Below are 25,103 nucleotides of genomic sequence, written 5' to 3'. Positions count from 1 at the left end.
GTCTCCTGAGCTCAGATATTGTTGACGTGAACCCAAACTAGTGTACGCCTCCTCCCCCGGTTTCGCACGCAGTAGCCTGACGGGCATGACCACGTCACAGACCATCGTCATCACCGGCGCCTCCGACGGCATCGGCGCCGCGGCCGCCCGCCGCATCCGGGCCACCCTGCCCGACACCGACCTCGTCCTCGTCGGCCGTAACCCGGCCAAGACGCAAGCGGTCGCCACCGAGGTCGATGCGCCCTTCCATGTCGCCGACTTCTCCCGTCTCGATGAGGTCCGGAACCTCGCCGCCGAGCTGCTCACCCTCCCGCGTATCGACGTCCTCGCGAACAACGCCGGCGGCATCTTCGACGGGCCCTCCCGCACCGTCGACGGCTTCGAGCTGACCTGGCAGGTCAACTACCTCGCCCCGTATCTGCTCACGAACCTGCTGCGCCAGACCCTCCTGGATTCCCGCGCCTCGGTGGTCGGAACGTCGTCGATCGCGTCGGTCCTGTTCTCCAGGTTCGACCCGACCGATCCGGAGACGTTCGACGCCTTCTCCCCCAACCGTGCGTACGGCAACGCCAAACTCGCCACGAACTGGTTCGCCAAGGCCCTCCACGACCGGTTCCACGATCGGGGCCTGAGCACCGTCGCCTTCCACCCCGGTGTCATCGCCACGAACTTCGGAGCCGAATCCTCCGGGATCCTCCACCACGCCTACAACCTCGCCGGTGACCGGATGTTCACCCCGGCAGAACAGGGCGGGATGAACCTGGCCTACTTCCTCACCGGTGTCCCCGGGATCCACTGGGAGTCGGGTGAGTACTACAACGACAAACGCCGCCCGGGTATCCAGCGCCGGGCGGCTCGCGACCGCGACCTCATCGACTCGGTGTTCACCGAGACGGCCGAGGTACTCGGAGTTCAGTGGTGACAACCACACCGACTACGCTGGTCAACCATGAGCACCACCGCCAGCACCACCGCCGAGGCCTCACGCCGCCGCACGTTCGCCGTCATCGCCCACCCGGATGCGGGTAAGTCCACGCTGACGGAGGCGTTGGCGCTGCACGCGCACATCATCAACGAGGCCGGTGCCGTCCACGGCAAGGGTGGCCGGAAGTCGACGGTGTCGGACTGGATGGACATGGAGAAGGACCGCGGCATCTCCATCGCGTCGTCGGCGCTGCAGTTCGAGTATGCACCGGAGGGGCATGAGGGCGAGCCGTACATGATCAACCTGGTGGACACGCCGGGTCACTCGGACTTCTCGGAGGACACCTACCGCGTGCTCACCGCCGTTGATGCGGCTGTCATGCTCATTGACGCTGCGAAGGGCCTCGAGCCGCAGACGCTCAAGCTGTTCCGGGTGTGTAAGGCGCGGGGCCTGCCGATCGTCACGGTGATCAACAAGTGGGACCGGGTGGGCCGGGAGCCGCTGGAGCTGGTGGATGAGATCGTCGACGAGATCGGCCTGCAGCCGACGCCGTTGTTCTGGCCGGTCGGTATCGCGGGTGATTTCCGGGGGCTGGCCAGGGTCGGTGAGGAGGGTGAGGTCGAGGAGTACATCCACTTCACCCGTACCGCCGGTGGTTCGACGATCGCGCCGGAGGAGATCTACTCCCCTGACCAGGCGCTGGCCAAGGAGGAGGACAACTGGGAGACGGCCGTGGAGGAGGCGGAGCTGCTCGCCGCGGACGGTGCCCTGCACGACCAGGAGCTGTTCGAGCAGTGCGTGACCTCCCCGCTGATCTTCGCCTCGGCGATGCTCAACTTCGGTGTCCACCAGATCCTGGACACCCTGTGTGCGATCGCGCCCTCCCCGCGTGAGCGGGAGAGCGACCCGAAGGTCGTGGCGGCCTCGACCACCGCGATCGACGAGGTCCGGGAGATCGACGATCCCTTCTCCGGGGTGGTGTTCAAGGTGCAGGCGGGCATGGACCGCAACCACCGGGACACCCTGGCGTTCATGCGGGTGGTCTCCGGCGAGTTCGACCGTGGCATGCAGGTCACGCATGCGCAGTCGGGGCGGTCCTTCTCCACGAAGTACGCGCTGACGGTGTTCGGCCGGACGCGGGAGACGGTGGAGTCGGCGTTCCCGGGTGACATCGTCGGTCTGGTCAACGCCGGTTCCCTGGCCCCGGGCGACACGATCTACGCGGGCCGGAAGGTGCAGTTCCCGCCGATGCCGCAGTTCGCGCCGGAGCATTTTCGCACGTTGCGGGCGAAGTCGCTGGGCAAGTACAAGCAGTTCCGCAAGGCGCTGGAGCAGCTCGATTCCGAGGGCGTGGTGCAGATCCTGCGCAATGATGCCCGCGGCGAGGCCAACCCGGTGATGGCGGCGGTCGGCCCCATGCAGTTCGAGGTCATGCAGGCCCGCATGGAGAACGAGTACAACGTGGAGACCATCACCGAGCCGGTCCCCTACTCCGTGGCCCGCAAGACCGATGCCGCCTCCGCGCAGGCCCTCGGACACCAGCGTGGCGTGGAGGTGTTCACCCGCACCGACGGTGAGCTCATCGCTCTGTTCGGCGACAAGTGGAAGCTGGCGTTCGTGGAGAAGGAGCACCCGGAGCTGACGATGGAACCGCTGGTGGCGGACTAGAATGTTCGGGTTCGGCCGCAAGGAGCTGGTGGACGTCCCCGAGGACGTCACGGCCGTCACCGTCGGTTCGCTGGCGGTGCACACGGCGGAGCAGCTGGTCATCGTCACCGTGGATGCGGCGTCCGCCCCGCTGCTTATCGACGCCGCCGTCTCCCGCCGCCCGCACTCCCTCACCGCCGGTGACTCGATCATCTTCCTCATCCCGGTCAAGGACGCCCGGCTGGTGCCCGCCTACGATCCGAAGCTCGGGTGGATCATCCCGCTGACACCGGCGGTGGCCGGGAACCTGGCGGCCCAGCTCGCCGCGGGCCCGGGCGGGTACGAGATCGAGGGGATCAACCTCGCGTTCGTCATGGAGTGAGGGTTCACCCTGCAGCCCGGGGTCGGTCTTAGTATCGTCAACGGAATGAAGATTGCGATTCTCGGCGGCGACGGTTTCTGTGGCTGGCCCGCTTCCCTGCACCTGTCGGATCTCGGGCACGATGTGGTCATCGTGGACAATCTCTCCCGACGGGCCATCGACACGGAACTCGGTGCCGAATCCCTCACCCCGATCCGCAGCATCACCGAACGCATTGATGCGTGGGCCGAGGTCTCGGGCCGGACCATCGGTTTCCACCACATCGACATCGCGCAGGACTATGACGCCCTGCTGGATCTGCTCACCTACGGGGAGATCGACGCGGTCGTCCATTTCGCGGAGCAGCGGGCCGCCCCGTACTCGATGAAGAACTCGCGCAACAAGCGTTACACGGTGGACAACAACATCAACGCCACCCACAACCTGCTGGCCGCGATCGTGGAGAGTGGCCGGGACATCCACGTCGCGCATCTGGGCACCATGGGTGCGTACGGCTACGGCACCGCGGGCATGAAGATCCCGGAGGGTTACCTCGACATCGAGGTGCCCACCGATTCCGGTGAGCGCGTCGGCCAGGAGATCCTCTACCCCTCCAACCCGGGGTCGATCTACCACATGACCAAGGTGCTGGATCAGCATCTGTTCGCCTACTACGCCAAGAACGACTCCCTGCGGATCACCGATCTGCACCAGGGCATCATCTGGGGCACGAACACGGAGCAGACGGCCCGCGATGAGCGGCTGATCAACCGTTTCGACTACGACGGCGACTACGGCACCGTGCTCAACCGGTTCCTCATGCAGTCGGCGGTGGGTTACCCGCTCACCGTTCACGGCACCGGTGGGCAGACCCGCGCGTTCATCCACATCACCGACATGGTCCGTTGCATCCAGCTCGCCCTGGAGAACCCGCCGGCCGCGGGTGACCGGGTGAAGATCTTCAACCAGATGACCGAGACCCACCGGGTCCGTGACCTGGCCCGTCTCATCGCCGAGGTCTCCGGCGCCACCGTCGAGATGGTGCCCAACCCGCGTAAGGAGTCCGCGGAGAACGAGCTCCACGTGGTCAACGACGCCTTCCTTGATCTGGGTCTGGAGCCGACCACCCTGTCTGAGGGGCTGCTGCACGAGGTCGAGGACATCGCGCGCCGCTACGCCGACCGGGCGGACCTGTCGAAGATCCCCGCCACCTCGCTGTGGACGAAGGAGCAGGCCGCGGGCGCACCCCTGACCGTCGGCTGATGCGGATCACCCTGTTCACCGAGGTCTTCCTCCCGAAGATCGACGGGGTGGTCACCCGCGTGACCCGAACCCTCGACCAGCTCGCCGAGCTGGGCCACGAGGTGCAGGTCATCGCCCCGCGCTACGGTGCGGATGACCCCGACAGCTACGCCGGGTCCGACGTCATCCGGGTCCCCTCGCTGGCGTTTCCCGCCTACCCGGAGGTGCGCTACGGTTTCGGCCACCGCGGCGTCGATAAGCAGGTGCGTGCCTTCGCCCCCGACGTCATCCACGCCGTCAACCCGGTGTGGCTCGCCGGGTACGGCGTCCTCGCTTCTCGACGCCTCCGCGTCCCCCTCGTCGCCAGCTTCCACACGAACGTGCCGGAGTACACCACCGAACTCGGCATCGGGTGGCTGCGGGCGCCGGCGCAACGGGCGATCTCCTTCCTCCACTCCCGCGCCGCGGTCAACCTGTGCACCTCCGGCCCGATGGTGGACAAGGCCCGTGGGCTGGGCATGCCGAACGTGCGGCTGTGGCCGAAGGCGGTGGACACCGTCAGCTACCATCCCTCGCGACGCACCACCCGGATGCGGGAACTACTGAGCGACGGCGATCCGGCCGCCCCGCTCGTGGTCTACATCGGGCGGATCAGCCCGGAGAAGAACCTCGCCCTGCTCGGTGAGGTGATGCCGGTGCTGCGTGAGCGGGTGCCCGGCGCGCGTCTGGCTCTCGTCGGTTCCGGTCCGGGCGTCGATGACCTGCGGTCACGCCTCGACCCGGCATGGTCGACCTTCACCGGTTACCTCTCGGGCGCTGACCTGGCGGCCGCCTTCGCCAGTGGGGACGTGTTCGTCTTCCCCTCCCACACCGAGACCCTCGGCCTGGTGGCGCTGGAGTCGATGGCCTCCGGGGTGCCGGTGGTGGGTGCCCGGGCGGGTGGTATCCCCTTCGTCATCGACGATCACGAGACCGGGATCCTCGTCGACGCGGACGCTTCCCCCGGTGACTGGGCCGGGCGGTTGGCCGAGGTGCTCACCGACCCGTCCCTGCGAGAGCGGTTGTCGACGGCGGGACGGGCGGAGGCCGAACGTCACTCCTGGCGGGAATCCACCCTCGGCCTGGTCCGGGCGTATGAGGACGCGATCATGATGCACCCGTAGGGAAATTTTGCACGGGGTGTGCACACTTGCCTAGACTGTGCAGCGTTTGCTGTCCACCCCTTCCCACCTAAGGATCCCGCCCACCCATGGCCTCATTCCTCTACCGTCTCGGCAGCCTCGCCTACCGCAAGAAATGGCCCTTCCTCGCGGTCTGGCTCGTGCTGCTCATCGGCGTCGGCGCGCTCGCGGGCGCCTTCGCCAAGGCCCCGTCCACCACGTTCACCATCCCCGGCCTCGACTCCGTCACCACCATGGAGAAGATGCAGGAGCGCTTCCCCGACGCCGAGGACGCCACCAACGCCCCCACCGGCAACATCGTCGTCCAGGCCCCCGACGGCCGGACGCTGACCGACCCGGAGGTGCAGGCCGAGGTCAACGAGATGCTCGATGAGGTCCGCAGCGCCGGTGTCCTGGAGAACCCGGAGACCGTCGTCGACCCGGTCCTCGCCGCCCAGGGCATGCAGGCCCAGATGGTGCCCGAGCTCGAGGCCCAGGGCACCCCGCCGGAGAAGATCGCCGCCGACATCGCCGCGGTCAGCCCGCTCAGCGAGGACGAGACCACCGGCGTCATCGGCGTCACCTTCGACGCCGAATCCGTCATGGACATCTCCAGCGAGGACATGGCCGCCGTCACCGGCGTCCTCGACCGCTACAACGACGGTGACCTCACCGTCGTCTACAACGGCAACGCCTTCGGCGCCGCCGCCACCGAGATCAGCTTCACCTCCGAGGCCATCGGCCTGGCCGTCGCCGCGATCGTCCTGCTCATCACCTTCGGCTCCTTCGTCGCCGCCGGCATGCCGCTGATCTCCGCGATCATCGGCGTGGGCATCGGCATCCTCGGTGTCCAGCTGGCCACCGCGTTCTCCGACGACATCAACGAGATGACCCCGGTCCTGGCCTCGATGATCGGTCTGGCGGTGGGCATCGACTACGCGCTGTTCATCGTCTCCCGCTTCCGCAACGAGCTGGTCCAGGCCGCGGGCGGCAATGATCTCGAACCGAAGGATCTCGCCGAGCGCCTCCGCGGCATGTCCGTGGCCACCCGCGCCCACGCCATGGGCATGGCCGTGGGCACCGCCGGCTCCGCCGTCATCTTCGCCGGCCTCACCGTGCTCATCGCACTCGCCGCGCTGTCCATCATCAACATCCCCTTCCTCACCGCCATGGCGCTGGCGGCCGCCGCCACCGTCGCCATCGCCGTCCTCGTGGCCCTGTCCTTCCTGCCCGCACTGGTGGGCCTGCTGGGCACCAGGGTCTTCGCCGCCCGCGTCCCGGGTGTCACGGCCCCGGACCCGGAGGACGAGACCCCGACCATGGGCCTGCGCTGGGTCCGCCGGATCCGTCAGCGCCCCGTCGCCCACCTCGTCGTCGGCGTCGTGCTGCTGGCCCTGCTGGCCATCCCGGCCGTCAACATGCGCCTGGCCATGCCCACCGACGGCACCGCCACCCCGGGAACCCCACCGCGCATCGCGCACGAGATCACCGAGGACGCCTTCGGCCCGGGCCGTAACGCCCCGATGATCGCGCTTGTCGACACCGCCGAACTCCCCGCCGAACAACGCCCCGCCGCCGTGGGCACCGCCGTCGAGCAGTTCCTGGCCACCGACGGCATCACCAACGCCCAGATCGTGGCCACCACCGAGGACCTCGACACCGCCCAGGTGCTCCTCACCCCGGACTTCGGTGCCACCAACCCGCGCACCTCCGAGACCCTGGAGACCCTGCGTGCGGATGAGGCCGACTACGCCGAGCAGACCGGGGCCACCTACGGCATCACCGGCGTCACCCCGATCTTCGACGACATCTCCGACCGGCTCCAGGATGTCCTCCTGCCCTACATCGCGATCGTCCTGGTCCTCGCGTTCCTCGTCCTGCTGCTGGTGTTCCGCTCCATCTGGGTCCCGCTCATCGCCGCCCTCGGCTTCGGCCTGTCCGTCGCCGCGACCTTCGGTGTCACCGTCGCCCTGTTCCAGGAGGGCTGGTTCGGCATCATCGGTGACCCGCAGCCGCTGCTGAGCTTCCTGCCCATCATGCTCATCGGCCTCGTCTTCGGCCTGGCCATGGACTACCAGGTCTTCCTGGTCACCCGCATGCGTGAGGGCTGGTCGCGCGGCAAGACCGCCGGCAACGCCGCCGCCAACGGCTTCAAGCACGGCGCCCGCGTGGTCACCGCCGCAGCACTGATCATGATCTCCGTGTTCGCCGCGTTCATGCTCCAGGACATGGTCTTCATCAAGACCATGGGCTTCGCCCTGGCCGCCGCCGTGTTCTTCGACGCCTTCATCGTCCGCATGATGATCATCCCCGCGACGATGTTCCTCCTCGACGAGCGCGCCTGGTGGCTGCCCGGCTGGCTCGACCGGATCCTGCCGAAGGTCGACGTCGAGGGTGAGGGCATCCGGGAGTACACCGCCGACGACTCCGAGGTCCGGGCCGCCGCAGCCGCCCAGTCCGGCTCCACCGCCGTCTCCGCCCGCTAGGCAGCAGGCACATGTCCGGACTGAGAGAGACCAAGAAAGCCGCGACCCGGACGACCATGTCCCGGGCCGCGGCGCGGCTGGCCCTGGCCGGCGGCGCCGAGAGCCTCACGGTCGCCGCGGTCTCCGACGCCGCCGGCGTGTCCCCGCGCACGTTCCACAACTACTTCACCTCGATGGAACAGGCGCTGCTCGAGTTCATCGTCGACCGGTCGACCACCCTGGCCCGCCTACTCAACGACGTCCCAGCCGAGGTCGGGCTCTTCGACGCGGTGGAACAGGTCGCCATCGACCAGCTCCGCACCTCCGGAGATGACGGGGACGTCGATTCCCTGGCGGCCCTGTTCCGCCTGGGGGACGTGCTCCAGACCATCACCGGATCGGCGGGCCGCCCGGAGTACCCGGAGCACATGGACCCCATCGTCGAGACGGTGCTCCCCCGCTTCGCCGGGGCCGACCGCTTCACCTCACAGGTGGCGATCAACACCGCCGTCACCGTCGCCCGCACCGCCCTGGAGACGTACTACGCGCTACCCGAGCCACGTGACCCCGAGGACGGGGTGACGCTGCTGCACCGGGCGTTCAGCGTGGTGCGCCTGGAGTAGGAGCCTGGGCCGCATCCGCGCATCTGCTGACGTCCGACGTCTACGACCTGGGGTTTCGCCAGGGACGCAGAGAAGGATGCGCGGATCCGGTCAGGGTCAGTCCGCCGGAGCCTCGACCGGGGATTCGGTAACGACGATGCCGTCCGAATCGGCGTAGAGGATGTGGCCGGGCACGAAGTCGACGCCACCGAAGGAGACGGTGACGTCCTTCTCCCCCGCCCCGTCCTTGGCGGACTTCCGCGGGTTGGTGCCCAGGGCCTTGGTGCCGAAGTTCATCGTCGCCACGACCGCCGAGTCACGGATCGCACCCCGGATGACCACCCCGGACCAGCCGTTCTCGACACCGGCCGCGGCGATGAGATCACCCATGAGGGCGGTGTGGACGGACTCGTCACCGTCGACGACGAGCACGCCTCCGTTGCCCGGGGAGTTGAGCGTCTTCTTCACCAGGCCGTTGTCCTGGAAACACCGGATCGTGGTGATGGGCCCGCAGAACTCGGTGACCCCGCCGAAATCACCGAACTGGGTGTCGCAGGAACGGACATCCTCGCCGATGATGTCGACGAGGTCGGCGGTGGGGATGAAGGTGATGGTCATGGGGTCAGCCTTTCGGTGTGGGGAGGTGCGGTGCGGGGATGGGAGGGGCGTCGATAAGCGAGAAGCGGCGTGCGCCGTGATTGCTCACGATGCACGCCGCTTACCGGTGGTGACGGTCTGTTCCTAGTGGAACTGGCCTTCCTCGGTGGAGCCCTTGAGGGCGGTGGTGGAGGAGGTCGGGTCAACGGTGGTGGCGATGGTGTCGAAGTAGCCGGCACCGACCTCACGCTGGTGCTTGACGGCGGTGAAGCCGCGCTCCTCGGCAGCCTTGAACTCGCGGTTCTGCAGGTCGACGAAGGCGGTCATACCCTCGCGGGCGTAGCCGTAGGCCAGGTCGAACATGCCGTAGTTGAGGGCGTGGAAGCCGGCCAGGGTGATGAACTGGAAGGTGAAGCCCATCGCTCCGAGCTCCTTCTGGAACTTGGCGATCTCGTCGGCGTCCAGGTGAGCAGACCAGTTGAAGGACGGGGAGCAGTTGTAGGACAGCAGCTGGTCCGGGAACTCCTCGTGCACGCCGTCGGCGAACTTCTTGGCCAGCTCGAGGTCCGGGGTACCGGTCTCCATCCAGATCATGTCGGCGTACGGAGCGTAGGACTTCGCACGGGCGATGCAGGGCTCGAGGCCGTTCTTGACGTGGTAGTAACCCTCGGCGGTGCGCTCACCGGTGACGAACGGCTTGTCGCGATCATCCACATCGGAGGTGATGAGGGTCGCGGCCTCGGCGTCGGTGCGGGCGATGACGACGGTCGGGGTGTTGGACACGTCGGCTGCCAGGCGGGCGGAGGTCAGGGTACGGATGTGCTGCTGGGTCGGGATGAGGACCTTGCCGCCGAGGTGGCCGCACTTCTTCTCCGAAGCGAGCTGATCCTCCCAGTGGGTGCCGGCGGCGCCGGCGGCGATCATGGCCTTCTGCAGCTCGTAGACGTTGAGGGCGCCACCGAAGCCGGCCTCGCCGTCAGCGACGATCGGGACGAGCCAGTTGTCGACGGAGTCATCGCCCTCGACGCGGGCGATCTCGTCGGCGCGCAGCAGGGCGTTGTTGATGCGGCGGACGACGTTCGGCACGGAGTTGGCCGGGTACAGGGACTGGTCCGGGTAGGTGTGGCCGGAGAGGTTGGCGTCACCGGCGACCTGCCAGCCGGAGAGGTAGACAGCCTGCAGACCGGCGCGGACCTGCTGGACCGCCATGTTGCCGGTGAGGGCGCCGAGGGAGTTGATGTAGGAACCGTCGCGCTTGGAGACCTTGTCCCAGAGGATCTCGGCACCACGGCGGGCGAGGGTGTGCTCCTCGATGACGGTGCCCTGGAGCTCTGCCACCTGCTCGGCGGTGTAGTCGCGGGTGATGCCTTCCCAGCGGGGGTTCTCGTCCCAATCCTTCTGGATCTCAGCTGCGGTGCGTGCCTGGCCGGTAGTGGTCATGTCGAGGACTCACTTTCCTGTCTTCGGTCGCCGGACGCGGTTGCCTCCGGCGGGGGTTTGGAGGAGGTTCCACCTGCGAACGTCGTGATCGTGATCCGGTGTCGTTTTCGGTGGCGTGGTTCACAGCGTGCTGCATAAAGTGCGCCCCGTCAATGGGTTCCACAGTCCAAATTGTGTGCGGGGGTAACGGGTGATTTTGCTAACTTTGTAAATGCCACAAGCGAAGAAGTCGGAATGTCCGTTTGCCCGCAAGCACTCCAACCTGCATGAACCACGCAAAATCAAAACCGCAGGTACAGCCCGTCTCAGGCGCCTCTTAGCTCGAAGTCCCCACTGAGACCCCAGTCACCGCAGGGGTAGAGGATGGCTAAATCCGCGAAACCGTTTACGTCGTGACTGGAATCACTTAGTCTGAACCCGTCGCACGAACGCGACCGAACCAGCTTTTCTCTCTCCCAAGGAGCTTCAGATGACTCAGACTGAGCCGAAGGACACCACCGCGCGCACCGAGGTCGCCGGCCTCCAGGTGGCCACCGTCCTCCACGACTTCCTCGCCGACGACGTGCTGCCGACCGTGGGCGTCGACGCCGACGAGTTCTGGAACGGCTTCGCCGAGATCGTCCGGGACTTCACCCCGCGCAACAAGGAGCTGCTGGCCCGGCGCGACGAACTGCAGGCCACACTCGACGAGCACTTCAAGGCCAACCCCGGCCAGCCGGACCCGGCCGAGCACGAGACCTTCCTCCGCGAGATCGGCTACCTCGTCGACGCACCGGAGGACGGCGAGATCCGCACCCGTGGCATCGACGACGAGATCGCCACCATGGCCGGCCCGCAGCTGGTCGTCCCGATCCTCAACGCCCGCTTCGCCCTCAATGCCGCGAACGCCCGCTGGGGTTCCCTCTACGATGCCCTCTACGGCACCAACGCCATCTCCGAGGAGGACGGGGCCGAGAAGGGCAGGGGCTACAACCCGGTCCGTGGCCAGAAGGTCATCGCCTGGGGCCGTAACTTCCTCGACCAGGCCGTCCCGCTCGAGGGCGCCTCCCACGCCGACGTCGACCGCTACTCCGTCATCGACGGCTACCTCGCCGCCCACGTCGGCGGGCAGGAGCACCGCCTTCAGGACAAGGCCGCCTACCGCGGTTTCTCCGGCAACATCGAGGACCCCGCCTCCATCCTGCTGCGCAACAACGGTCTGCACATCGAGATCCAGATCGACCCCTCCACCCCGGTGGGCAAGGACGACAAGGCCGGCGTCAAGGACATCGTCCTCGAGGCCGCCGTCTCCACGATCATGGACTTCGAGGACTCCATCGCCGCCGTCGACGGCGAGGACAAGACCCTCGGCTACCGCAACTGGTTCGGCCTCAACACCGGCGACCTGCAGGAAGAAGTCCAGAAGGGTGACAAGACCATCACCCGCCGCCTCAACGAGGACCGCAAGTTCATCGGCCGCAACGGCACCGACATCCGCCTTCACGGCCGCTCCCTGCTCTTCGTCCGCAACGTCGGACACCTCATGCAGAACCCGGCGATCCTCGTCGACGGCGAGGAGATCTTCGAGGGCATCATGGACGCGGTCATCACCACCGTCTCCGCCATCCCGGGCCTGGACGTGCGCAACCCGCTGCGCAACTCGCGCACCGGCTCGATCTACATCGTCAAGCCGAAGCAGCACGGCCCCGACGAGGTCGCCTTCACCAACGACCTCTTCGCCCGCGTCGAGGACCTCCTCGGCCTGCCGCGTTACACCCTCAAGGTCGGCGTCATGGACGAGGAGCGTCGCACCTCCGTCAACCTCGACGCCTGCATCATGAACGTCGCCGACCGACTGGCGTTCATCAACACCGGCTTCCTCGACCGCACCGGCGACGAGATCCACACCTCCATGCAGGCCGGCGCGATGGTCCGCAAGGCCGACATGCAGAAGGCACCGTGGAAGCAGTCCTACGAGGACGCCAACGTCGACACCGGCCTCGCCCGTGGACTGTCCGGCAAGTCCCAGATCGGCAAGGGCATGTGGGCCATGACCGAGCTCATGGCAGAGATGCTCGAGACCAAGATCGGCCAGCCCCGTGAGGGCGCGAACACCGCCTGGGTCCCCTCCCCGACCGGTGCCGTCCTCCACGCCACGCACTACCACCAGGTCGACGTCTTCGCCGTCCAGGAGGAGCTCAAGGCCGCCGGCCGACGCGAGACCTTCGCCGGCCTGCTCACCGTCCCGGTCTCCCCGTCCACCGACTGGTCGGCCGAGGAGCTCAAGGAGGAGCTGGACAACAACTGCCAGTCCATCCTCGGTTACGTCGTCCGCTGGGTCGAGCAGGGTGTCGGCTGCTCCAAGGTCCCGGACATCCACGACATCGACCTCATGGAGGACCGCGCGACCCTGCGCATCTCCTCCCAGCTGCTATGCAACTGGCTGGTCCACGGTGTGGTCACCGAGGAGCAGATCGTCGAGTCCCTGGAGCGCATGGCCGTCGTCGTCGACCGCCAGAATGAGGGCGACCCGAACTACCTGCCGATGGCGAAGGACTACGACTACTCCATCGCCTTCCAGGCGGCCAAGGATCTCATCCTCAAGGGCACCGAGTCCCCGTCCGGTTACACCGAGCCGATCCTGCACGCCAAGCGCCGCGAGTTCAAGCAGCGTGAGGGCATCAAGCAGGCGTGAAGTAAGGACATCCTGCGTTCACGATCAGGTCCCGCTCAGGACCCCAACATGAGACGCTAAACTGCAGGTCAGGCCCGGTCACCCGGATGGGTGGGCGGGCCTTTTCCGTGCTTGCAAAACCCCGGCCCGTCGGTAATCTGTACAACCGTCCGAGCCGAGCACCACGCCGAGGTGCCCGCCCGTCCCGTCCACCGTCAGGTGGCCCACCCGGAGGCCCTCACCCCATGTCCCCCCGATTCACCCGCCGCACCCTGCGCACCGCCACGGCGGCCACCCTCGCCGCATCCCTGCTCGGCATCACCCCGGCGCTGGCCCAGGACACCGACACCGACACAACCGCGGGCGGGTCGAGCTCCTCGTCCGGCAAGTCCGGGGCCACCGGTTCCCCCGGGCTGGACTCCTTCCTCCGTTCACTGGTGGTCAACTCCTCCCAGTCGTCCGTGGCCACCAGCGGAAGCTCACTGGAGGCACTCCTGTCCTCCCTGCGGCTGGCCGGCTCCTCCGAGTTCCGCCTGTCCTCCGACCTGGTCTCCGTCAACCCCGGCTACCCCAAGCCCATCGACGAGTCCATCACCACCGCCGAGGTGATCTCCCGCGTCCCGGAGAGCGACCGGGTCGAACGCTGGACCATCGCGTCGCCCGCCATGGCCCGCAACGTCGAGGTCCAGGTCATGCTCCCGACCGACGCCTCCACCCCCGCCCCGATGCTCTACCTGCTCGACGGTGTCGAGGCGGGCCGGGTCTCCGAGTGGCTCGGCCCCGGCGAGGCGGAGACCTTCTTCGCCGACGAGAACGTCACCCTCGTCATGCCCACCGAGGCCATGGCGTCGATGTACTCCGACTGGATCGCCGACGACCCGGTCCTCGGCCGCCACATGTGGGAGACCTTCATCACCGAGGAACTGGCCCCGCTGCTGGAGGCCGAGGAGGACCTCAACTTCAACGGCAGGCGCGGCATCGGCGGACTCTCGATGGGTGCCACCGGCGCGGTGCACCTGGCCAACACCAACCCCGACATGTTCGACGGCGTCTTCGGCATCTCCGGCTGCTACTCCACCATGAGCAACGTCGGACGGCAGACCGCCCACATCACCGTCGCCTCCCGCGGCGGCACCCTGGAGAACATGTGGGGCCCGTTCGGTTCCGAGCAGTGGCTGCGCCATGACGTCACCCACAACCCGGAGGGCCTGCGGAACATGGCCGTCTACCTCTCCGCCGCCAACGGCGAGTACAACTTCGACCCGGACTTCGACTACACCGACGTCCCGCCATCGACCATCACCACGGGCATCCTCCTGGAGCAGGGCGCGTACCTGTGCACCCAGGAGCTCGACGAAGCGATGACCGGCGCCGGGATGAACCACCAGGTGATCGAGTACACCGGTCCCGGTGTGCACAAGTGGTCCACGTTCCAGCCGCAGATCCAGGCGGCGTGGGACACCATCCGCCCGAGCCTGTACTAACTAGTCGGACGACCCCGACGAGCCCGAAGACCCGGACGAGTCCGAGGAGCCGTCCGGCACCGAAGACTGCGAGGAGAGCGACGGGTCGTCGAGACGCGAGGACAGGGCCGGCGCGGTCGAACCGCCGTAAATTTCGGAGGACGGCCCGAACAGGTCGGTGTAGCGGCTGGAGTCGGAGGAACCGACCCACGGGGCCTCCTCACCGTCGAGGCCCGGGGTGACGGAGCCGCCGTCGATGCCGAAACCGCGGGCCTGGATGGGCCAGAACTCCCGCAGAGCGTTATTCCAGGCGTCCCAGGAGTGGGTGCCGGTGGTGGCGAAGTCGTAGTAGACGGTGTCGATGCCCCGGGCGTCGGTCGCCTGCTTGAGGCGGTGAGCGCACAGGTTGGAGGCGGCCTCGATGTAGAAGCCGGGTCCGCGTCGGTCATCCCAGGCGCCGTCGTCGGCGGGCGCGTTGGGGCCGAGGAAGTCGAGGTCCCCGGGCAGGCCGGAGGCGGCGTAGACGTAGAGGTTCGGCTGTTCTGCCAGGCGGCCGGCGTTGATGACGGCGTCCTGGTAGCGGGAGTAGTCGCTGTTGGGTGCGCCCCACATCATCTCCGGGGTGCCGTTGCCGTTGTAGATGGTGGAGGCGACACCCCGGCGGCCGAGCCAGGAGTTGGTGTCGCCGCAGCCGGAGAGGGAGGCCACGGAGTCGTAGAAGCCGGGCTGGTGGGTGGCGTAGAGCAGGGCAGTGGTGCCGGACATGGACATGCCGATGAGGCTGCGGGTGCCGTCGGCGCCCAGTTCCGCCTCCAGCGGCCCGGGCAGCTCGTGGGTAAGGAAGGTCTCCCACATCTGCTTGCCGCCCTGGTCGGGGTTCTCCTCGAGCCAGTCGGAGTAGTAGCTGTAGGCGCCGAGCATGGGGAGGATGACGTGGATGTTCTTTTCGGAGTAGAAGTCGACCATGTCGCTGCGGGTGATCCAGTTGTCCCGGCCCTGGCCGCCGTCGCCGCCGCCGAGGGCGTAGACGATAGGGCGGGGTTCGCTGAGGTCCTGCGGCACGATCCACACGAGGGGGATGGTCCGGCCCATGGACGGGGAGTACGCGTTGATCTGGCGGATGCGGTCGCCGTCGACCTTGGCGTACTCGGCCAGGCGGGCGAGGACCTCCGGGTCCATGTCGATGTCCGCGGTGGGCAGATGGTCCCGGCCCTCGGGGAACATCGGGTTGACCGTCTGCGGGCGGTAGTCGTTGATCAGGCCCTCGGTGACGGTGCCGTCCGACGAGCCCTGGGTGAGCATCGAGGGCCCTGACCCGGAGGTCTCGGGCCGGTTGGGGGTGTCGGCGGGGTTCTGGACCACATCCGGGTCCATCCCGTAATCGACGGCGGCGGCGTGCGGCGCGATGATGGCCGGAGTCAGGATCCCGGCGAGGACGGCTGCGGCGAGGGGCCTGGAGGTGAAGCGGGGCACGGCGGGGGCCTTTCAATCACGGGACGCTTATCCGACCATCATTGTTCACACAAGCCCCGTAACTCAACCCGCCGATTAAGGTGGTGCCCATGGATCTTACCGCTCCCACCTCCCTGTCCGATGTCATTGCCGACGGTGCGCTGGTCCAGGCGGGTGTCGATGAGGCGTGGCGGCGGGAGTTCGGCCAGGTGACGGGGGTGGAGTTCAGCGGCGACGAGGTCCGGGTGCACCGCCGGGATCAGGCTGCGGTGGATCTGCCGGGGAGGCAGGTCGCCGTCATCCGAGGTGGAGAATGGACCTGGGAGCCCGCGTGGCCCGGGGTGCCGGACATCGCAGAGCTGCACGGCTCGCACCCGGCCGATGACCAGCTCGTCGCCGCCGCCCGCACGCTGCACGGCAATGTGCCGGTGCTGCTCGCCCCGTCCGGGGAGCTCACCCGGGTCATCGCGGTGGGGTTCCGCCCCTCCCCCGGGCCGGTGCGGGACTCCCTCATCGCCGGGCTCGTCGGGATGCCGGAGGGCGTGGACGTGGAGCGCTCCCTCCTGGGCTTCGCCGCGACCCGCGGCCTGGGCATCCGCCGGGAGGGGGATGCGGTGAGCTTCTCCGACGGCACCGCCCTCACGCTTGTCGACGGCCGCGTCACCCACGTCGGCGGCGGCCTCACCCTCGCGCAGGTCCGGGCTGACGCCCGCTACCTCTCCTTCGAGCACCAGTTGCTGCTGGTGGGCAGGTTCCCGGACGCGATCGTCCAGGTGAACATCGGGCGCGGGACCGCGCTGATCGCCGACCGGGTGCAGGCGACCGCGGTCATCATCGCCACCATCACCGGGGACAGCTGGACCTGGGCGTGGGCGGACCCCCACCTGCCGCCGACGGCGGCGGCGAATCTGCGCCGCTTCGGCCTCGACCAGGGCATCCCGGAACTGTTCCGGCCGTCGGTGCCCGTCGACCGTGCCCGCCACCTGGCCCTGGAGGAGGTGGCCAAACCGGTCCTGGGGATCTGGACCCATGCCGTGACCCGCCTCAACGACACCACCTCCGCCGTGGTGCTTCTCGACGCCCCCGAGCTCCACCTGCCCGCCCCCACCGAGGAGACGGTGGCGGCGACGCTGCAGGCCCCGCTGGATCCGGCCCTCGACCGGGACCGGGCGTTGGCCGCCTACCGGTCGCGTCGGGGTATCACCACCGGGTGAGGACCTCCCGGTAGACGGCCGGGTCCTGGGCCGGGATGAACTGCGCGTCCTGGGTCTTGTCCACCAGCACGGCGCGCACCCCCTCGACGAAGTCAGGCTGGCGGCGCACCAGCTCGCCGAGGACGGTCTCGTTGCGCAGGGAGGCGGCCAGGTCCGGGGCAGTGCGGTTGGCGTCGTAGAGTTCCGCGGCGGCGACCACCGCCGACGGTGAGGCCTTCGCCATGAGTTCCCGGACCTCCGCGACGAAGGAGGTGTCCTCGTGGGTGTCCAGGGCGGCGTCGATACGCTCCCAGGAGCCGGCGCCGAAGGTGGCCTCGATGGCCGGGGTCCATTCGGCGATGCGGGAGGATTCGTCCGGGGTGATGGCGTGGGTGGCCACGGCGGCGTCGACACCCTCGGCGATGAGCGACTCGGTGAAGGCGGCCGCGTCGGCGACGAGGTGGGTGGCCAGGCCGGTGTGGAGCAGGTCCGCCGTCCGGAGGCGGTAGCCGGTCAGGCCGATGAACGCGCCGATCGCGGGGCTGGAGCCCGGCCAGTGCTGGGAGGCGTGGGCGATGCCGACGTCGGTGACGTAGCCGATGGCCATCTCCGGCATCGACGCCCACGCCTTCCCGGTGATGATGCGGTGCGAGCCGTGCGCGGAGACCCCGAGGCCGCCGCCCATGACGATGCCGTCGATGAGCGCGATGTACGGCTTGGGGTAGGTGCCGATGAGGTTGTTCATCGCGTACTCGTCGGCGAAGAAACGGTCGACGTCGTCCTCGCGGCCGTCGAGAATGCCCTCGCGGGCGAAGCGGACGTCGCCACCGGAACAGAACGCCTTCTCCGAGGTCGACGTGATGAGCACCTGGGTGATGCCATCATCGTCGCGCCACCGCTCGAGCGCGTCGGTGATGATCCCCACCATCTCCGGATTGAGACTGTTGAGCGCCTTCGGCCGGTTGAGTTCGAGGACGCCGGTAGTGTTGCGGACGGACACGAGGACGGGAGCATCGGTGCTTGTGTTCATGGCCACAGTGTACGGAAGGTAAGGGAACCCCAGATGGATTACGGACTGATCGCCCTGGACATGGACGGAACGCTTCTCGACGGCGCCGGCCAGATCCCCGAGGGCTTCTGGGACGTCCTCGTCGAACTGCAGCGCCGCGGCGTGGCCGTCGCCCCCGCCTCGGGACGGCAGCTGGCCACCCTCCGGGCGATGTTCGACGGTGAGCACGACCCCGGCACCTACATCGCGGAGAACGGCACGTGCGTCTTCCACGACGGCGAGGTCGTCTCCACCACGGAACTCGACCCGGCCGCCGTCCACGCCATCATCGACGCGGCGGCCGACTTCGACCTGGTCATCTGCACCCCCACCGTCGCCTACGTCCTGCCCGGACTGTCGACGGCGACGGGCAGGGAGATCGACAAGTACTACGTGTCCAAGGAGGAGGTCACCGACCTCCATGCGGTGGTGGACCACGGCGTGATCAAGGTCGCCGTGTTCACCGACGAGGACGCCGAGACCGTCGCCTACCCCGTCGTCCGCGCCGCTGCCCCCGACGCCAACGTCGTCGTCTCCGGCGCCCACTGGATCGACGTCATGGACCCCACCGCCGGCAAGGGCCGCGCCCTCCTCGCGCTTGCCGACGCCCTCGGCGTCCCCCAAGCACGCACCCTCGCCTTCGGCGACTACCTCAACGACTACGAACTCCTCGAGGCCGCCGGCACCGCCTGGGCCATGGACAACGCCCACCCCGACATCAGGGCCATCGCCGACCACATCGCCCCACCCAACACCGAGGCCGGCGTGGTGACGGTGCTGCGGGAGCTGCTCGATTCCTAGCTGGACAGGCCGACGAGAATCAGGACGAGGATCACCGGGGTGAGCAAGGCGAGCAGGACCACCCACGCCAACGGTCGGGCGAAGTTGAACGTCAGGTTCGCCCCGCCCATCAGGTCGACGAACACCCGCTCATCCGCCGGGTTGACGTAGAACATCCCCCACCTCAGGCGCTCGGCGTCACTGGCCGGTGGATTCTCCACCTCAGCGTCGCGGACGGAACGGGACAGGGTGACCATGAGCCAGACGGTGAGCAGGCCGATCGCGGCGAGCACCCACCAGATCGACAGATTCCAGTCACCGAACGCACCAAACGACTGATGGACGGCGAGGGCGACAATGATGGCGAGGGCGACGAGATACGTCGCCATCGGCTTCTGCAGTCGGCTGAGGATGCCGACCGTCCGGGCCCGGTCCTCCGGAGCACGCGCGGGAAAGGTGTCCTCGGCCGCCGACCGGGCCTGGGACGTGACGAGCGCGGCGGACGCCAGGCCGGTGAGCATGGTGACGCCCGGGCCGAGCAGATGCATGCCGAGGAACCCCGGCACCGTTTTCGCAGTGAAGGAATCGGGTTCACCCGCAGCGTCGAAGTGGACCGGCATCGGGTCCGGCACCGCGTCGTAGTAGGTCATCGCGAACGCCAGCGACACGGCAGTCACCGCGAACCCGACGAGGTACCGGGCCCACGGGATCGGGGCCGGGTTCGGGCGGAGCGCTGCGCGTCGTCCCCGATGTCAGTGGCGTCCATCCGGGCGCTCCTTCCGGGACTTCGTCTTGCCGCCCTTGTCCCCGTTGTCCCCGGTGCGGCTCTTGGCCAGGTTCGCCGCCACGTCCGGGACGTAACGGAACTCCGCACGCGGCGGGCGCTCGTAGTTGTTGTCCGAGCCCGGTCGCTCGGGGATCTCCGGCAGCGGACGCTCGATCTTCTCGTACGGGATCGTCGAGAGCAGATGCGAGATCACGTTGATGCGGGAACGCTTCTTGTCCTCGCTCTCCACCGTGTACCAGGGTGCCGAGGGGATGTCGGTGTGGATGAACATCTCATCCTTCGCCCGGGAATAGTCCTCCCAGCGGGTGATCGACTGCAGATCCATCGGCGACAGCTTCCAGCGGCGCAGCGGATCCTCCAGGCGGGACTGGAAACGTGCGAGCTGCTCCTCATCCGAGACCGAGAACCAGTACTTGCGCAGCAGGATGCCGTCCTCGACGAGCAGACGCTCGAAGATCGGGGCCTGGTGCAGGAACCGGCGGTACTCCTGCGAGGTGCAGAAGCCCATGACCCGCTCCACTCCGGCGCGGTTGTACCAGGAGCGGTCGAAGATGACGATCTCACCGGCGGTGGGCAGCTTCTCCACGTACCGCTGGAAGTACCACTGACCCTGCTCCCGGGAGCTCGGTGCCGGCAGCGCCTCGATGCGGGCCGACCGCGGGTTGAGGTACTGGGTGATCCGCTTGATGGCGGAACCCTTACCGGCGGCGTCACGGCCCTCCATGATGATGACCACCCGCGCGCCCGTCTCCACCACCCACTGCTGCATGTCCACCAGCTCAGCCTGCAGGCGCTTGAGTTCCTTCTCATACGCCTTCGAGTTCAGCTTCTCCGGCTTCTCGGCCTTCTCAGCTTTGCTGGCGGCAGCAGCGGTGTCCTTTTTACCCATGGTCTAAAGCCTACCGTCAGCCGACCTGGAACTCGGCCATCCGGTCCCAGTCGCTCTTCCCCTCGATGAAGGTGTTGATGATCTGCGGGGTCTCCGACAGCACCGTCGGGAACAGCTCCGTGGCGGCCGTGAAATGATCGGAGTTCACGTGCGCCTCCGCGGCGTCATCCTGGAACGCCTCAATGAGGATGTACTCCGACGGATCATCGGTGTTGCGGGACCACTCGAAGAAGATGCAGCCCGCCTCCTGGCGCGTCTTCTCGGTGAACTCCGCGACGATCTCGCGGAAGTTCTCGACGTGCTCGGGCAGCGGGCGGAATTTGACGTTGATGAGGATCATGCCCACCAGGGTACGCGACCTGGAGGTTTCTATTTGCGCTGGTCAACGCTGTGCCATTCGTGCCACCCGCGCCGCTCGTGCTGCGAGAGTCGGAGCGCGTGCGGGATTCCTGTGGGATTCTGGCCCCATGATTTTTCCGGATGATGCCGACACCTACCTCGTCGCTCGGTCACGCCGGGAGCTCCTCGACGCCCTCCTCGCCCACCTCCCGGAGGAGCCGGAGCTGTGGCAGCTCCAAATGATCGCCACGGCGTGCCTGGGACACCGGGAGCCACTGGCTGTGGTGGTGGGGTCGATGGACTGAGCGAGGGTCCCGGCGGTGGGGTAGCGGTGGCCGACATCGATGCGGGTGGCTTCGCGGGCGAGGCGGTGCAGCAGGGCTGCTTTCTGTGCTTCGGTCCATCCGCCGGTTTCAGCGGCGACGACGTTGCGGAGGAGGTCATCAGGTGTGGTCATGCCGCCATGCTGGTGGAGGCGGGTGACTGGTTAGAACGCGGTGGCGTAGATCGTGAAGATTGTGCTGAGGGCGGTCAGGAACATCGCGTCGGCTTGTTCCTGGGTCAGGGTGGGATCGGCGATGGTTTCCCCGAAGAAGTCGATGGCCTGGTCGATGGTGTCGACGTTGAAGACGTGGCGGCAGAATCCGATTCCGATGTCGTGGCCGAGTCGGTTGTCGGGGTGGTCGTCGAGGGTGTCCTCCATGAGCGCTGCGGCGAGGTTGATATTGGGTGGGTGCCCGTGGAGGTCTGCGATGAGGGGGCCGGCGACGGCCAGGGCGGCGAGGCCGACGTCGATGTTGGTGTTGCAGACGAGGCTGATCAGGTGTGCCGCGTGTTGTTCGGGGTCGGGGGTGAGGTCGGGGTTGGGCCAGACGAGTTCGACCGCGATTCGTCCTGCGAGGTGTCGAATCGCGGCCTGCCGCCGGTCGTGTTCCAGCACAGTTTTACGCGAGCACGACTCGCGTACGGCGCTTGTCCTTGTCGTCAGACTCCCTGGTCGGGAACTCCACGCTGAAGTAGGACGTCGGCGGGTAGTAGGTCTCCGTGTCGTCGACGACGATCTTGAGTGTGCCGTCTGTGTAGAGGGTCGCCATCTTGACAGCAACGGTCTGGCCGCCTTCGCGGGAGAAGTTGATGTGGATTGAGTCGTTCTTGACCTGGCGGTGGGTCCGGAAATTGACAGTTCGGAAGGAGTTGCTCATGGGGTGCTTTTCGTTTGGTGGGTGGTGGGAGACAAGCCTACGCGTGACCTGCTGTGACTTCGAAGGGGGTGTTCATGCGTTTCTCCGGTGTCGCGGTCGGGTCTGGTGCAGGGACTGGTGACAGTTCTGGTTAGGCCGCGAGGGCCAGGTCGTTGTTCATGATGGTCTCGAACTCGATGGGCGTCAAACGGCCCAGGCGGACCTGTCGACGTCGCCGGTGATAGGTCCGCTCGATCCAGGTCACGATCGCGATGCGCAGCTGTTCGCGGGTGGCCCAGGAGCGCCGGTTCAGGACGTTCTTCTGCAGCAGGCTGAAGAACGATTCCATCGCCGCGTTGTCGCCGCAAGAAGCAACCCTGCCCATCGAGCCGACGAGATTATGGGTAGCGAGTTCGCGGCGCAGCTTCCTGCTTCGAAACTGCGACCCTCTGTCCGAATGAACGATGCAGCCGTTCACGTTTCCGCGCATCCGGGCGGCGTTGCGGACAGCGCGAACCGCGAGAGATGCCTTCATGCGCGAGTCGATCGAGTAGCCCACGATCCGGCCGCTGAACGCATCCTTGACCGCGCAAAGAGAGGGTGTCAGATGGTTTGTGTGTGAGGGATTCCCCTCACACCAAGGAGATGAACCAGAATGACTACCGTGGCACGACGAAACCCAGAAGACTCCGCAAAGATCAAAGCGATCGAGGAAAAGCTGCTGGCCAATCCTGAGATGGCGAAACTGATCGACGAGCTCGGCACCTCCACAACGGATGCCAACGATCTCGTCCGGGGCCTGCTCCAGGCCTCGATCAACCGCGGCCTCAACGCCGAGATGGATGCCCACCTCGGCTACCAGCACGGTGACCGGGACAGCAAGGAAGCCGCTGGTCAGAACAATTCCCGTAACGGTTCCTACCCCAAGCGGGTCGATTCGAACTACGGACCGGTCGATGTCGCTGTTCCCAGGGACCGTGACGGATCCTTCCTGCCGACAATGGTGCCCAAAGGATCCCGCCGGCTGACCGACGTCGACGACATGATCATCAGTCTCTATGCCGGTGGCATGACCGTCCGAGACATCCAGCACCACATGGTCACCGCCATGGGCGTGGACATCTCCCATGAAACAATCTCCGCGATCACCGATGCGGTCCTCGAGGAGGTGCTGATCTGGCAGAACCGCCAACTCGAGGAGTTCTACCCCGTGATCTTCCTCGATGCGTTACGCATCAAAGTCCGTGACGGGGGCCGGGTGGTCAACAAATCCGCGTACCTGGCTATCGGGGTGGACATGGACTTCGATCAAACACATCCTCGGTATCTGGCTGGCGAAAGAGGAAGGAGCCTCGTTCTGGGCCCAGGTGTGCGCCAACCTCGCTACCCGCGGCGTACACGATGTGTTTATCGTGTGCTGCGACGGGCTCAAGGGCCTGCCGGAGGCTGTGGAAGCCACCTGGCCGGATTCGATGGTCCAGACCTGTGTCGTCCATCTGATCAGGGCAGCGAACCGGTGGGTGGCCTACGGAGATCGCAAAGCGGTGTCCGCCCAGCTGAAGAAGATCTACACCGCCCCCACCGAGCAGACCGCTCTGGCGGCGTTGGCGGAGTTCGAGGCCTCCGAGCTGGGGGAAAAGTACCCGCAGTCAGTCAAGGTGTGGCGCGATGCGTGGGACCGGTTCATCCCGTTCCTGGAGTTTCCTCCCATGGCCCGGAAGGTGATCTACACCACGAACTCGATTGAGTCGATGAACAACGAGCTGCGCAAAGCCACCCGGAATCGGGTGCAGTTTACCAACGATGAGTCCGCGATCAAAACCTTGTGGTTGATGATCTGCAACATCGAGGACAAACGGGCCGCCAAGCGCGCTAAGCAGGGCAAACGGGTCGCGGCTACCAGTGGCCGGCTGATCGAGGGCAGGCGGGTGACGAACTGGAAGCAGGCCATCAACCAGATGTCTGTGGCCTACCCGGACCGCTTCGAGCCCTACCTCTAATAATCACGCCCCACACACAAACAACTTGACACGCTCCGCAAAGATAAAGTCGGCCTTCGCTCGTTTTGTGTTCCGTGATGTCGGTTAGCCAGAGCTGGTTCGGTCGGGAAGCGACGAACTGGTGGCGCTCCCGGCCGCGCTCGTCGATGACGACACAGAGATCATCATGAACAGCAGGGCCAGGCTTCTTGCCGTTCTTGCTCCGCTTCTTCCCGAACACACTCCACCAGCCGTTCAACGATGCGATCCGCCACGCCGTCCGATCCGCCATCGGCTCGCCCTCGTCGCGGGCTTCGTCGGCGAGGAGCCGATACCCGAACTCCGGGTCGTCACGGTGAGCATTGAACAGCGCGTTCGCGCGATACGCCTCCTCCAACTCCCGCCTTGTGACGGGGTTGTTCAGCCAGCGGTAGTACGGCTGACGAGCGAGCTTCAATACCCGACACGACACCACGACAGGAATCCCGTCCGCGGCGAGCTCGGAAACGAGCGGGTACATCATTTTCCCGGCAGATGAGCCTGAGACAGATACGCGGTCGCGCGGCGCAGGACCTCGACCTCCTGCTCGAGGAGGCGATTGCGCTTACGGAGATCACGCAACTCCACGGACTCCTGCTTCGTCTCACCCGGCTGTTCGCCGGCCTCGATGCGGGCCTGCCGCATCCACTTATCGAGAGTTCCGACATGGACGCCGAAGTCCTTCGCGATCTGCGCGAGCGTCACTTCCGGATCACGATTCTCCGCCACGCGGATCACGTCGTCGCGGAACTCCTTGGGGAACGGCTTGGGCATGATGACATCCTTCCAGGCCAGCCCTCTCGGCTAGCCACGCTCGATGTCACCAGTTCCTGCACCAGACCCGTCACTCAGGCTAACGTC

General features: G+C 66.9%; 23 protein-coding genes and 2 pseudogenes. 13 read left to right on the top strand and 12 right to left on the bottom strand.

Annotated features, from left to right (window positions below; genetic code table 11):
• The first annotated feature begins 85 nt into the window (after positions 1-85).
• From QP029_RS08190 to QP029_RS08160, 7 genes are all read left to right on the top strand, one after another.
• Positions 86-922: an SDR family NAD(P)-dependent oxidoreductase gene (locus QP029_RS08190; protein WP_284873856.1), complete on the top strand. Its 837-nt coding sequence runs from the start codon at positions 86-88 to the stop codon at positions 920-922.
• Between the two features lie 27 nt (positions 923-949).
• Entirely contained in the window at positions 950-2,593 is a 1,644-nt protein-coding gene (locus QP029_RS08185; protein WP_284873855.1) for a peptide chain release factor 3, read from the top strand.
• A gap of 1 nt (position 2,594) precedes the next feature.
• Positions 2,595-2,954 (top strand): hypothetical protein, encoded by a 360-nt coding sequence (locus QP029_RS08180; RefSeq protein ID WP_284873854.1) that lies wholly within the window; start codon positions 2,595-2,597, stop codon positions 2,952-2,954.
• 45 nt (positions 2,955-2,999) lie between these two features.
• Positions 3,000-4,196 carry an NAD-dependent epimerase/dehydratase family protein gene (locus QP029_RS08175; protein WP_284873853.1) on the top strand — a complete coding sequence of 399 codons (1,197 nt, stop codon included), beginning with the start codon at positions 3,000-3,002 and terminating at the stop codon, positions 4,194-4,196.
• The gene (locus tag QP029_RS08170; protein ID WP_284873852.1) at positions 4,196-5,338 is read left to right on the top strand and encodes a glycosyltransferase family 4 protein; all 1,143 of its coding nucleotides are present in this window, start codon (positions 4,196-4,198) and stop codon (positions 5,336-5,338) included. Before QP029_RS08175 ends, QP029_RS08170 begins: the two co-directional genes overlap by 1 nt.
• Before the next feature lie 86 nt (positions 5,339-5,424).
• Positions 5,425-7,821, top strand: a complete 2,397-nt coding sequence (locus QP029_RS08165) for an MMPL family transporter (protein ID WP_284873851.1) — start codon at positions 5,425-5,427, stop codon at positions 7,819-7,821.
• 11 nt (positions 7,822-7,832) lie between these two features.
• The gene (locus QP029_RS08160; RefSeq protein WP_284873850.1) at positions 7,833-8,423 is read left to right on the top strand and encodes a TetR/AcrR family transcriptional regulator; all 591 of its coding nucleotides are present in this window, start codon (positions 7,833-7,835) and stop codon (positions 8,421-8,423) included.
• A gap of 96 nt (positions 8,424-8,519) precedes the next feature.
• On the opposite strand, the gene rraA is transcribed toward QP029_RS08160, so the two are convergent.
• Together rraA and aceA are read right to left on the bottom strand one after the other, a co-directional pair.
• Positions 8,520-9,020 carry a ribonuclease E activity regulator RraA gene (gene rraA / locus QP029_RS08155; protein ID WP_284873849.1) on the bottom strand — a complete coding sequence of 167 codons (501 nt, stop codon included), beginning with the start codon at positions 9,018-9,020 and terminating at the stop codon, positions 8,520-8,522.
• A gap of 123 nt (positions 9,021-9,143) precedes the next feature.
• Positions 9,144-10,439 (bottom strand): isocitrate lyase, encoded by a 1,296-nt coding sequence (gene aceA, locus QP029_RS08150; RefSeq protein ID WP_284873848.1) that lies wholly within the window; start codon positions 10,437-10,439, stop codon positions 9,144-9,146.
• Between the two features lie 469 nt (positions 10,440-10,908).
• Between aceA and glcB the strand changes: the two genes are divergently transcribed.
• Together glcB and QP029_RS08140 are read left to right on the top strand one after the other, a co-directional pair.
• Positions 10,909-13,113 carry a malate synthase G gene (gene glcB / locus QP029_RS08145; protein ID WP_284873847.1) on the top strand — a complete coding sequence of 735 codons (2,205 nt, stop codon included), beginning with the start codon at positions 10,909-10,911 and terminating at the stop codon, positions 13,111-13,113.
• Between the two features lie 224 nt (positions 13,114-13,337).
• On the top strand, positions 13,338-14,576 hold the full coding sequence (locus QP029_RS08140; RefSeq protein WP_284873846.1) for an alpha/beta hydrolase: 1,239 nt from the start codon (positions 13,338-13,340) through the stop codon (positions 14,574-14,576).
• On the opposite strand, the gene QP029_RS08135 is transcribed toward QP029_RS08140, so the two are convergent.
• Entirely contained in the window at positions 14,577-16,028 is a 1,452-nt protein-coding gene (locus tag QP029_RS08135; RefSeq protein WP_284873845.1) for an alpha/beta hydrolase, read from the bottom strand.
• Positions 16,029-16,117: 89 nt separating this feature from the next.
• Between QP029_RS08135 and QP029_RS08130 the strand changes: the two genes are divergently transcribed.
• A complete protein-coding gene (locus QP029_RS08130) occupies positions 16,118-17,221 on the top strand; it encodes a DUF6882 domain-containing protein (RefSeq protein ID WP_284873844.1) in 1,104 nt (367 codons plus the stop codon).
• Here QP029_RS08130 and QP029_RS08125 read toward each other — a convergent pair.
• Entirely contained in the window at positions 17,208-18,230 is a 1,023-nt protein-coding gene (locus tag QP029_RS08125; RefSeq protein WP_284873843.1) for a 3-hydroxyisobutyryl-CoA hydrolase, read from the bottom strand. The genes QP029_RS08130 and QP029_RS08125 overlap by 14 nt on opposite strands.
• 33 nt (positions 18,231-18,263) lie before the next feature.
• Here QP029_RS08125 and QP029_RS08120 point away from each other — a divergent pair, with 33 nt between their 5' ends.
• On the top strand, positions 18,264-19,049 hold the full coding sequence (locus QP029_RS08120) for an HAD family hydrolase (protein ID WP_284873842.1): 786 nt from the start codon (positions 18,264-18,266) through the stop codon (positions 19,047-19,049).
• Here the strand turns inward: QP029_RS08120 and QP029_RS08115 are convergent.
• The 3 genes from QP029_RS08115 to QP029_RS08105 all read right to left on the bottom strand — a co-directional run bounded on the left by QP029_RS08115 (position 19,046) and on the right by QP029_RS08105 (position 21,044).
• Entirely contained in the window at positions 19,046-19,696 is a 651-nt protein-coding gene (locus QP029_RS08115; RefSeq protein WP_284873841.1) for a DUF1648 domain-containing protein, read from the bottom strand. The genes QP029_RS08120 and QP029_RS08115 overlap by 4 nt on opposite strands.
• 84 nt (positions 19,697-19,780) lie before the next feature.
• Positions 19,781-20,704 (bottom strand): polyphosphate kinase 2, encoded by a 924-nt coding sequence (gene ppk2, locus QP029_RS08110; protein WP_284873840.1) that lies wholly within the window; start codon positions 20,702-20,704, stop codon positions 19,781-19,783.
• Between the two features lie 16 nt (positions 20,705-20,720).
• A complete protein-coding gene (locus QP029_RS08105; RefSeq protein ID WP_284873839.1) occupies positions 20,721-21,044 on the bottom strand; it encodes a putative quinol monooxygenase in 324 nt (107 codons plus the stop codon).
• Positions 21,045-21,171: 127 nt separating this feature from the next.
• Here QP029_RS08105 and QP029_RS08100 point away from each other — a divergent pair, with 127 nt between their 5' ends.
• On the top strand, positions 21,172-21,348 hold the full coding sequence (locus QP029_RS08100) for a hypothetical protein (protein ID WP_284873838.1): 177 nt from the start codon (positions 21,172-21,174) through the stop codon (positions 21,346-21,348).
• A gap of 182 nt (positions 21,349-21,530) precedes the next feature.
• On the opposite strand, the gene QP029_RS08095 is transcribed toward QP029_RS08100, so the two are convergent.
• From QP029_RS08095 to QP029_RS08085, 3 genes and pseudogenes are all read right to left on the bottom strand, one after another.
• Entirely contained in the window at positions 21,531-21,983 is a 453-nt protein-coding gene (locus QP029_RS08095) for a hypothetical protein (protein WP_284873837.1), read from the bottom strand.
• 4 nt (positions 21,984-21,987) lie between these two features.
• Positions 21,988-22,137 carry a hypothetical protein gene (locus tag QP029_RS08090; protein WP_284873836.1) on the bottom strand — a complete coding sequence of 50 codons (150 nt, stop codon included), beginning with the start codon at positions 22,135-22,137 and terminating at the stop codon, positions 21,988-21,990.
• 238 nt (positions 22,138-22,375) lie between these two features.
• A pseudogene (locus tag QP029_RS08085) lies at positions 22,376-22,843 on the bottom strand (transposase); the annotation flags it as partial.
• Between the two features lie 36 nt (positions 22,844-22,879).
• Here QP029_RS08085 and QP029_RS08080 point away from each other — a divergent pair.
• Positions 22,880-24,224 (top strand): annotated as a pseudogene (locus QP029_RS08080) (IS256 family transposase).
• Here the strand turns inward: QP029_RS08080 and QP029_RS08075 are convergent.
• Positions 24,175-24,726: a hypothetical protein gene (locus tag QP029_RS08075; protein ID WP_284873835.1), complete on the bottom strand. Its 552-nt coding sequence runs from the start codon at positions 24,724-24,726 to the stop codon at positions 24,175-24,177. The pseudogene QP029_RS08080 and the gene QP029_RS08075 overlap by 50 nt on opposite strands.
• Positions 24,723-25,016: a transposase gene (locus QP029_RS08070; RefSeq protein ID WP_284873834.1), complete on the bottom strand. Its 294-nt coding sequence runs from the start codon at positions 25,014-25,016 to the stop codon at positions 24,723-24,725. The genes QP029_RS08075 and QP029_RS08070 overlap by 4 nt, the downstream gene beginning before the upstream one ends.
• Between the last annotated feature and the right edge of the window lie 87 nt (positions 25,017-25,103).

Source organism: Corynebacterium suedekumii (assembly GCF_030252185.1).
GTDB lineage: Bacteria > Actinomycetota > Actinomycetes > Mycobacteriales > Mycobacteriaceae > Corynebacterium > Corynebacterium suedekumii.
Note: the sequence above shows the minus strand (reverse complement) of the source record. Positions and strands in the feature narration are given on the sequence as shown.

Excerpts from the sequence above, each read along its gene's own strand:
- QP029_RS08190 (WP_284873856.1), top strand. The coding sequence starts at position 86 with ATGACCACGTCACAGACCATCGTCATCACCGGCGCCTCCGACGGCATC.
- QP029_RS08185 (WP_284873855.1), top strand. The coding sequence starts at position 950 with ATGAGCACCACCGCCAGCACCACCGCCGAGGCCTCACGCCGCCGCACG.
- QP029_RS08180 (WP_284873854.1), top strand. The coding sequence starts at position 2,595 with ATGTTCGGGTTCGGCCGCAAGGAGCTGGTGGACGTCCCCGAGGACGTC.
- QP029_RS08175 (WP_284873853.1), top strand. The coding sequence starts at position 3,000 with ATGAAGATTGCGATTCTCGGCGGCGACGGTTTCTGTGGCTGGCCCGCT.
- QP029_RS08170 (WP_284873852.1), top strand. The coding sequence starts at position 4,196 with ATGCGGATCACCCTGTTCACCGAGGTCTTCCTCCCGAAGATCGACGGG.
- QP029_RS08165 (WP_284873851.1), top strand. The coding sequence starts at position 5,425 with ATGGCCTCATTCCTCTACCGTCTCGGCAGCCTCGCCTACCGCAAGAAA.
- QP029_RS08160 (WP_284873850.1), top strand. The coding sequence starts at position 7,833 with ATGTCCGGACTGAGAGAGACCAAGAAAGCCGCGACCCGGACGACCATG.
- rraA (WP_284873849.1), bottom strand. The coding sequence starts at position 9,020 with ATGACCATCACCTTCATCCCCACCGCCGACCTCGTCGACATCATCGGC.
- aceA (WP_284873848.1), bottom strand. The coding sequence starts at position 10,439 with ATGACCACTACCGGCCAGGCACGCACCGCAGCTGAGATCCAGAAGGAT.
- glcB (WP_284873847.1), top strand. The coding sequence starts at position 10,909 with ATGACTCAGACTGAGCCGAAGGACACCACCGCGCGCACCGAGGTCGCC.
- QP029_RS08140 (WP_284873846.1), top strand. The coding sequence starts at position 13,338 with ATGTCCCCCCGATTCACCCGCCGCACCCTGCGCACCGCCACGGCGGCC.
- QP029_RS08130 (WP_284873844.1), top strand. The coding sequence starts at position 16,118 with ATGGATCTTACCGCTCCCACCTCCCTGTCCGATGTCATTGCCGACGGT.
- QP029_RS08125 (WP_284873843.1), bottom strand. The coding sequence starts at position 18,230 with ATGAACACAAGCACCGATGCTCCCGTCCTCGTGTCCGTCCGCAACACT.
- QP029_RS08120 (WP_284873842.1), top strand. The coding sequence starts at position 18,264 with ATGGATTACGGACTGATCGCCCTGGACATGGACGGAACGCTTCTCGAC.
- ppk2 (WP_284873840.1), bottom strand. The coding sequence starts at position 20,704 with ATGGGTAAAAAGGACACCGCTGCTGCCGCCAGCAAAGCTGAGAAGGCC.
- QP029_RS08105 (WP_284873839.1), bottom strand. The coding sequence starts at position 21,044 with ATGATCCTCATCAACGTCAAATTCCGCCCGCTGCCCGAGCACGTCGAG.
- QP029_RS08100 (WP_284873838.1), top strand. The coding sequence starts at position 21,172 with ATGATTTTTCCGGATGATGCCGACACCTACCTCGTCGCTCGGTCACGC.
- QP029_RS08090 (WP_284873836.1), bottom strand. The coding sequence starts at position 22,137 with ATGGCGACCCTCTACACAGACGGCACACTCAAGATCGTCGTCGACGAC.
- QP029_RS08075 (WP_284873835.1), bottom strand. The coding sequence starts at position 24,726 with ATGATGTACCCGCTCGTTTCCGAGCTCGCCGCGGACGGGATTCCTGTC.
- QP029_RS08070 (WP_284873834.1), bottom strand. The coding sequence starts at position 25,016 with ATGCCCAAGCCGTTCCCCAAGGAGTTCCGCGACGACGTGATCCGCGTG.